This is a genomic window from Amycolatopsis sp. NPDC034160 (assembly GCF_055575355.1).
This window is the reverse complement of the sequence record NZ_JBVISU010000020.1, coordinates 66,721-74,600: the sequence shown is the minus strand read 5'-3', so window position 1 is coordinate 74,600 and position 7,880 is coordinate 66,721. Positions and strand designations below refer to the sequence as shown.

Genomic DNA, 7,880 nt, shown 5'->3' with positions numbered 1-7,880 from the left:
AGAAAAACCACAAGACAAAACCCCGCCACGCCCCACCATCCCCGTAGGCGGCAAAGGCGGCACCGGCCAACCAGTCGACCTACGCAAAATCATGAAAAAGGACACCCAACCCCAGCAGACACAACACAAAACCCAAGAAACCAAGACAGAAAAACCACAAGACAAAACCCCGCCACGCCCCACCATCCCCGTAGGCGGCAAAGGCGGCACCGGCCAACCAGTCGACCTACGCAAAATCATGAAGAAAGACACCCAACCCCAGCAGACACAACACAAAACCCAAGAAACCAAGACAGAAAAACCACAAGACAAAACCCCACCACGCCCCACCATCCCCGTAGGCGGCAAAGGCGGCACCGGCCAACCAGTCGACCTACGCAAAATCATGAAAAAGGACAAGAACCAGGACCCGAAGGACCATGTCGTCGGCAACGTGCTCGACGAGGCCCGGGAAACCATCGTGGATGGTTTGGCGTCGATTCCGCCCGCTATCAAGGGCTTCGTAGACGCGAACCAGGACGCCACGACGTGGTCCGAGGCTGATCCGAACAGTGCTGAGTGGCGCGCCGCCAACCAGCGCATCCAGGAACGCGGCAAGGCGATCGAGGACGTCGTTCGAAACCCGGGCAAAGTCGTGGACGAGGTCGTCCGCCCGTACAAGGAGGACTGGAACAGCGACAAGCCGGAACGTGTCGTCGGCCGCGCGGCGGTCGACATCGGCACGATGTTCATTCCCGGTGTCGGCGTCAGCAAGAGGGCGCTCAACGCGGTCGAGGCGTTGCCCGGAGGGCGTGGAGCCGATCCGGGCACCAACGTCAGACCGAGCCCGGACAGCGACCCCGGCAAAGGATCAGCGACGGCAAGCCCCACACCTGACAATCTTCCGCCCCGCCCCGACACTGTCCCCGGGACACCGAACCACCAGAACCCGCCCGATCGCGCCGGCAGTGCACCACCGGCCGCCACTCAGGGCTCCAAGGCGGGTACGACCGCGCCAGGGACGACTTCCCGTTCACCGAACGATGGCGACCGGCGCGGCAGCAGGGTGCTCCCGAACCCGGTGACGCAACTACCGACGCTGCCCCGGGCCAACTCCTCTGCCCACCGCCCAGCCGACACATCCCGGCGGGACACCGACACTCCGTCCTCGCGAACGTCCGACAGCGGCGAATCCAGGCAGCGGCCTAACGACAGCACACCGAAAGCCGGAAAGGGCGACTCCCCCGAGGCGCGGGACACGGACAACGCGGCGCCCCAGTGCAAGTCGCCGAACAGCTTCGTACCCGGCACGCCCGTCCTGTTGGCCGACGGCACCTACAAACCGATCGAACAAGTCACCCTCGGCGACCGCGTACTCTCCACCGACCCCGTCACCGGCCTCACCCAAGCCCGACCGGTGATCAACCTCATTCCGGGCCAGGGCCTTAAGGAACTGGTACGGATCACCGTCGATACCGACGGCGACCAGGGAAACGCCACCGGAACCGTCACCGCCACCGACGAACACCCCTTCTGGGTCGCCAACACCGGCCGCTGGACCGATGCCGAAGACCTGAACCGCGGCAGCCTGCTCCGCGCCCCCGACGGCCGCTTGCTGGAAGTGGTCGCCGTGCACGAGTGGACACAACAGCAACAGGTGCACAACCTCACCATCGAAGGCCTGCACACCTACTACGTCAACGTCGGCGGATCTTCAAGCGATTCCGACGTCTTAGTGCACAACGACTCGCAATCGTGTCGAAAGCCAGTAAATCTGCTTGCCGCAGAAAAAGTGGTCATCGACATCGAGCACATTCTCGACCGCCATACAGCTAGAGGAAAGACCTACCAGCAGAGCGGCAAAAAGGACAAGTTCTTTGACTACATGTCGCCCGACGAGATTGCCAAAACGATTCGCAAGGCGTATGCATCCTCCAGAGTGGCGGGCGCATCGCAGGGGCCTCGAGTATTTCTACGAGGATCAGCCAATGGTTTGACCATCGAGATGTGGTTCAACAAAGAGACGGGTATAATAGAGACCGCATACCCAGTCGGGAGAGGTTGATGAGTTTTCACATCTTACAAGACTTCGCAAACCTTGAACTGAATGAAAATTCAAAGACGATTTGGGGTTCTATTTGGGTGAAACTCGGCGACCACTCCTTTCCGGAGGCCGGATGGAATGACATGACGGTAGCTTTTCTCGTTGAACTTCTGTCAGTCGCAAATGACGTCCATGCGGGGCCGATCAGCTCGCGCCATGTCCGTTTTTTTGACGGCCCATACGGGCTAACCATTGACGAAACTAGAGAAAAAGCGATCGAGGTACGCGCGAAAAATCATGACGAACAGGGGTTTGCCACTATCACCAGGAGTGATTTTGTGGCCACCGTGAGAAGTGCCGCGACCTCACTGCTCGAAGCATGCCAGGCGAAAAGCTGGTCGGAGAACAGCGATGTCCGGAGGCTTGCGGCCGGCTTGTAGCGAGCGTCGCCACAACCGGCCGCTGAGCAAGCCGCCGATGTACTGCGGAAAGACCGTTCCTGTACCTAGCCGGTTACGCTGAGCTGGTGGCATGATGAGCCGAACGGTCCAGCGGGATCGACTTCGCAGGGGGCAAGGTGAGCAAGTCCAAGGCCGGGGAGGCCTTCGAACTGATCGCGGCGAACATCCAAGGGGTGATCCGCGGCAAGCCGGAGGTCGTCCGGCTTGCCGTGGCCGCGCTCTTCGCCGAGGGGCATCTGCTCATCGAGGATGTCCCCGGCCTCGGCAAGACCACGTTGGCCCGCTGCCTCGCCCGCAGTATCGGCGGGAGCTGGAGCCGGATCCAGTTCACCCCGGACCTGCTTCCCGGCGACATCACCGGCGTCACCGTCTACCACCAGAAGGACGAGCGGTTCGCCTTCCACCCCGGCGGCGTCTTCTCCAATATCGTCGTCGCCGATGAGATCAACCGTGGCACCCCGAAAACACAGTCCGCGCTGCTCGAGGTGATGGCCGAGCGGCGGGTCACGGTCGACGCCGTCGGGCACGAGGTGCCACGGCCGTTCCTCGTCATCGCCACCCAGAACCCGATCGAGATGGAGGGCACCTACCGGCTGCCCGAGGCCCAGCTCGACCGGTTCCTGATGCGGCTTTCGGTCGGCTACCCGGATCTTCAGTCCGAGGTCATGGTGATCATGGGTGATTGCGCCGGGGTCTCCGCCGACGACTTGCCTGCCGTGGTCGACATCCCGATGTTGTTGGACGCCATCGCCGAAGTCCGCGCCGGCCACCTCGACCAGGCTGTCTGCGAGTACGCGGCCCGGATCGCCGCGGCCACCCGCGTGCATTCCGCCGTGCGGTTCGGCGCGAGCCCGCGCGGCAGCATCGCGCTCGTCCGGGCCGCGCAAGCGATCGCCGCGACCGGAGGCCGCCAGTTCGTCACCCCCGACGACATCAAAGAGGTCGCCGTCCCGGTTCTCGCGCACCGGCTCGTGCTCACCGCGGAGGCCGAACTCAACCAGCGCGGCCCCGCGGACATCGTGGCCGAGGTGCTCGCGGCCGTCCCGGCGCCGGCGATGAACCACGCGGGCCGCTGACCATGCGGCTGACCGCCCGCGGCGTGGTCTTGCTCGTGCTGTCGGTACTGCTGCTCGCGGTCGCCGAATGGGCCGGTTACCCGCTGTTCCGCGTCATGGGTGCCGTCGGGCTCGCCGCGGTCGTGGCCGCGGTCGTCGTCACCGCACGCGGCCTGCGCGTCGACGTCTCCCGCGAGATATATCCGGACCGCGTCGAACGCGGACGCCCGGCGCTCGCGAAGTTGACTGTCCGCAACGTCGCCGGGCGTCGCCAGCGCGGGTTCGACGCCTGGGACAAGGCAGGTGCCGCCGTCCAGACCGTCCGCGTCCGGTCCCTCGCCCAAGACGCCGAAGCCACCTACCGCTACGAACTGCCGACCGGACGCCGAGGCAGGCTCCCGGTCGGGCCGCTGACGCTGCACCGGGTGGACCCGTTCGGTCTGGCGAGGAACCGGCTTTCCGCGGGCGAGACCGCGGAACTCTGGGTGCATCCGCGCCGGCATCCCGCCCGCGCCCTGATCGGCGGCTACCCGCGCCATCATCACGAAGGCAGGACGACCGACTCGCTGCGCGGCTCGCTCGACATCCGCGACGTCCGTGAGTACCAGCCTGGCGACGAAGTCCGGCACCTGCATTGGAAGGCCACCGCGCGGACCGGCCGGATGATGGTCCGCGACTACGCCGATCCGCAGCAGCCGCGCTTCACCCTCCTGCTCGACACCCGCCGGACTTCCTTCACACCCGAGGTCTTCGAAGAAGCCGTCGACCTCGCCGCGTCGCTGCTGCACGCGTCCGCGATGGCCGGGCACCACACCCGGCTCGTCGGTTCCAGCGGTCTCGACCTCACCACCGCCGGCGGCCCGCTCGGTTCGCGGCTTCTGCTCGACGAGCTGTGCCAGATCGGCCAGGACACCGGGGAAACGCTCGTGACGCGCGAGCTGGCGGCCGCACGTGACCAGGGCGGCTGTCTGATGGCCGTCACCACCGGCGGGCTCGACGGGCTGAGTGCTCTGCGGCCGCGCTATTCCTCACTGTTCCTCGTCGACTTCGCCGCGGCCGAGCCGATCGTCGTTCCCGGCGTCCGCGTGCTCAACGCCGCCGACGCCGCGCACGCGGTCCGCAGATGGAACGAGGTGGTGGGATGAGCCGCCCCACCGTCGCGTTGATCCTGCTGGCCGCCGCGGTCGCGGGACTGTTCTTCGCGCCGGTATTCGGCGTGACGGCGTTGCTCGTACCCATCGGCGTCCCGCTGATACTGGCCTTCGGCGTCACCGAGCTGTGCGCGCGCTGGGTGTCCCTGGCACCGTGGCGGGCGTTGTTGCTGCTGGCCGTGGGGCTGGTCGGTGTCGTCGAGACCGTGCTCTCTTCGACGACGGCCACCGGTTTTCCCACCGGCGCCACGTTTTCCGCGCTCGCGGACGGCGTCACCGAATCCTGGCGGCTCGCGCTGCAGTCGACCTGGCCGGCGCGACCGGAGCCGTCCACCCTGCTGTTCGTCCCGCTGCTGGTGCTGCTGGCCGGGGTGCTCGGGGTCGAGCTGCTCCGGCTGAGGCGGCCGATCCTGGCCCTCCTTCCGAGCTTCGCCGTCGTGGTGGTGAGCCAGCTTTTCCAGGCCATGTCCGGGTTCACGGCTCTGATCGGCGGCCTCGGGTACGCGGCTGTCGCGGGCGGGGTGTTCATCCTGATGCCGCAAGCGGACGTGGAAGGGCACCGCAGGAAAGTGCCCATGCTGGCGTTGGCCGTACCCGCCTTCGTACTCGGCATCGCCGGGGCGCTCGTCGCGAACCTGCTCGTGCCCGCGCCCGGTCCGGCGTACTCACTGAAACAGGATCAGCTCGCCGAACTCGACGGTCGGGTCGCGAACCCGCTGGACGATCTGGCCTACCGACTGGAACATCCGGACACGCCGGTGTTCTCCTTCCGCGGCGACGCCGACACCGACCGCTGGCCACTGGTCGCTTTCGACCTCTTCGACGGCGTCAACTGGAGCCCCGGCAGCCGCTACCGACGGCTCGGCACCGAGCTGGCTCCCGGTCCGGCGGTGGCCGTGCCCACACACCGGCGGTCGGCGACGGTCACCACGAGCGGTCTGGGCGGGCCGTGGCTTCCCAGCCAGACGTGGCCGGCGGCGGTCGACGGGATCGCTCCGCTGGTCGAGGAATCGCAAGGCACGCTTTGGCTGCCGCACCCGGCCGACGGCCCGCAGAAGTATGCCCTGAGCTGGTGGTCACCGGAGATCAAGCCGGCGGATCTGCTCGACGCGGCGCTCGACTCGTCCGCTCCCGGCGGTCTCGCGGGAATCGGCGACGTACCGCCGGAAGTCGGGCAGCTCGCCCGGGAAGCCGTCGGCGGCTTGCGTCCCAGCTTCCGGATCGCGCTCGCGCTGGAGCGGTTCTTACGCGAGCACTATCGGCTGGCGACGGGAACCGACCTGCCGAGCGGGCACAGCTGGCCACAACTTCGGAAGTTCCTGTTCGAGACCAAACTGGGCACGAGCGAACAGTTCGCGAGCGCGTACGTCGTCCTCGCGCGGACGCTCGCCATCCCGGCCCGGTTGGTGGTCGGCTTCCGGACGCCGGACAAACCGAACGCCGACGGCGGTTACACCGTCCACAACGGCGATGTCGTGGCCTGGCCGGAGGTCGCCGTCTCCGGCGTCGGCTGGGTGGCGCTGGATCCGACGGGCGAGGCACGCGCCACGACCGGCAGCGCGAACAGCCTCGCGGCGGTGACCGCGCAGGCGCGAACGCAACTGCCACCGGCCGAGCAGCTACAGGATCGGCCACTGCCGGGCGGCGATTCCGGCACGGGAAACGGCGGCACCGGAGACGGTGGCTGGACATTCCCGACCGGTCCGGTCCTGATCGCGCTCGCGGCGCTGTCGGTGGCGTGGTTCGCCGGGATCCCGCTGGCCAAGGGCGCTCGGGCGTGGCGACGGCGACGTCAGCCGGGCATCGGCGCGGTGCTCGGCGCCTGCCGGGAGGTCAAGGATCGGCTACGCGAGCACCGCGTCCCGTGCACCGCCGGTATGACCGTCCGCGATCTGGCGGCGGCCGCTCACGACACCGTCGATCCGTCCACAGTGGACGGTCTGCGCCTGTTGGCGTCCACAGTGGACGTCGCACTGTGGTCGGGTGTCGGCACCGGCCCGCACTCCGGACCGCAGGCGTGGGCGGCGGTCCGGGAAGTCCGGCGCGGCTTGGCCAAACGTGGCCTGCGCGCACGGCTCCGCGCCGCCCTGAACCCACGCACGTTGTTGCCCGGCCAGTCGTGAACGCCTCGAACCTCTGACCTTCTGTTCACGCGGGACTCTGCCAGCCCGTCAATTCACGACTCGTCCGCGGTACGGCGTTCGACCACCTCGGTGGCGCCTCGTTTGCTGAATGCCGCCCACAGGTTGAAGCCCACCACCCCGACGCAAAGAGCGGCCCACAGCCAGACGAAGCCGTTGCCGCGGCCGATTCCGCTGACCAGAACGAACACCAGCATCGCCATCCCGCCAAGGGCGCCGAACACGGCAACGGGCTTGGAGGGTTTCACATTGTACGACGCCACCGACCGACTCCCCACGTAGAACGACTTACGGCGAGACCGTGATGCCCTCATCCGGTGCCGACCAAACGCAGCCGCCTTCGTGGACGCCGATGTTGACCCATCCGCCCCAAGGCGCTGCGGCGAACGGACGCACTCTTCGCGGCGCTGACCAACGCGACCGTTGAGCGGGTGCCTCCAGACGGTTCACGGGTTTCCGCTTCGAGCGGCCGCCCGCACGCCAGAGTGTTGACTCGTTAATATTAACTGGGTAAGACTGTTGCCATGGACAGCTTCACTTACCTCGCCCAATCCGCCTTCCCCTTGGTCTGGATCGTCGTGCCCGCCGTCGGCGCCTTCCTCCGGGCCCGCCACGCGACGTCACCTCAGGAACGGCTCGAGATCTGGCAGCGTTGGTGGGCAATCGGCGCCTTCGGCTGCGGCAGCCTGTGGATGACGATCGCCTTCCTCGCCTTCCCGGACGTCATGGCCACGGCGATCGGCTTCGACCGGACGCCGTTCATGTTCGAGATCGCCTTCGCCAACCTCGGCCTGGCCGTCATGGGCTTCCGGGCCGCGTCGGCGTCCGCGCGCGAACGCGTCACCATCGGCCTCGGCGGCGGAATGTTCCTCTGGGGAGCCGCGATCGGCCACGTCCACCAATGGTTCGCGGGCGGCGACCACGCTCCCGGCAGCACCGGCGGAGTCCTCGTCAACGACATCCTGATCCCGGCGGTCATGATCATCCTCGCCCTGCGATCCCGGCGCCTCGCGAACATCCCACGACCGGCCGCGGAAATCGCCGTCTGA

Annotated in this window: 7 protein-coding genes; 6 read left to right on the top strand and 1 reads right to left on the bottom strand. The window is 67.1% G+C overall.

Going from position 1 to position 7,880, the window contains the following annotated elements; genetic code table 11:
• The 5 genes from ACZ54P_RS31390 to ACZ54P_RS31370 form a co-directional block, all read left to right on the top strand.
• A partial coding sequence (locus ACZ54P_RS31390; protein WP_465465205.1) for a polymorphic toxin-type HINT domain-containing protein occupies window positions 1-2,044 on the top strand: 2,044 nt, incomplete at its 5' end.
• Window positions 2,044-2,463: a hypothetical protein gene (locus tag ACZ54P_RS31385; RefSeq protein ID WP_465465204.1), complete on the top strand. Its 420-nt coding sequence runs from the start codon at window positions 2,044-2,046 to the stop codon at window positions 2,461-2,463. The genes ACZ54P_RS31390 and ACZ54P_RS31385, both read left to right, overlap by 1 nt.
• Before the next feature lie 137 nt (window positions 2,464-2,600).
• Entirely contained in the window at window positions 2,601-3,560 is a 960-nt protein-coding gene (locus ACZ54P_RS31380; RefSeq protein WP_061985196.1) for an AAA family ATPase, read from the top strand.
• A gap of 2 nt (window positions 3,561-3,562) precedes the next feature.
• Window positions 3,563-4,684: a DUF58 domain-containing protein gene (locus ACZ54P_RS31375; RefSeq protein ID WP_465465203.1), complete on the top strand. Its 1,122-nt coding sequence runs from the start codon at window positions 3,563-3,565 to the stop codon at window positions 4,682-4,684.
• Complete coding sequence (locus ACZ54P_RS31370) at window positions 4,681-6,813, top strand: transglutaminase TgpA family protein (RefSeq protein ID WP_465465202.1); 2,133 nt, start codon at window positions 4,681-4,683, stop codon at window positions 6,811-6,813. Before ACZ54P_RS31375 ends, ACZ54P_RS31370 begins: the two co-directional genes overlap by 4 nt.
• A 53-nt stretch (window positions 6,814-6,866) precedes the next feature.
• On the opposite strand, the gene ACZ54P_RS31365 is transcribed toward ACZ54P_RS31370, so the two are convergent.
• On the bottom strand, window positions 6,867-7,094 hold the full coding sequence (locus ACZ54P_RS31365) for a hypothetical protein (protein WP_465465201.1): 228 nt from the start codon (window positions 7,092-7,094) through the stop codon (window positions 6,867-6,869).
• A 261-nt stretch (window positions 7,095-7,355) separates the two neighbouring features.
• Between ACZ54P_RS31365 and ACZ54P_RS31360 the strand changes: the two genes are divergently transcribed.
• The gene (locus tag ACZ54P_RS31360; protein ID WP_465465200.1) at window positions 7,356-7,880 is read left to right on the top strand and encodes a DUF6790 family protein; all 525 of its coding nucleotides are present in this window, start codon (window positions 7,356-7,358) and stop codon (window positions 7,878-7,880) included.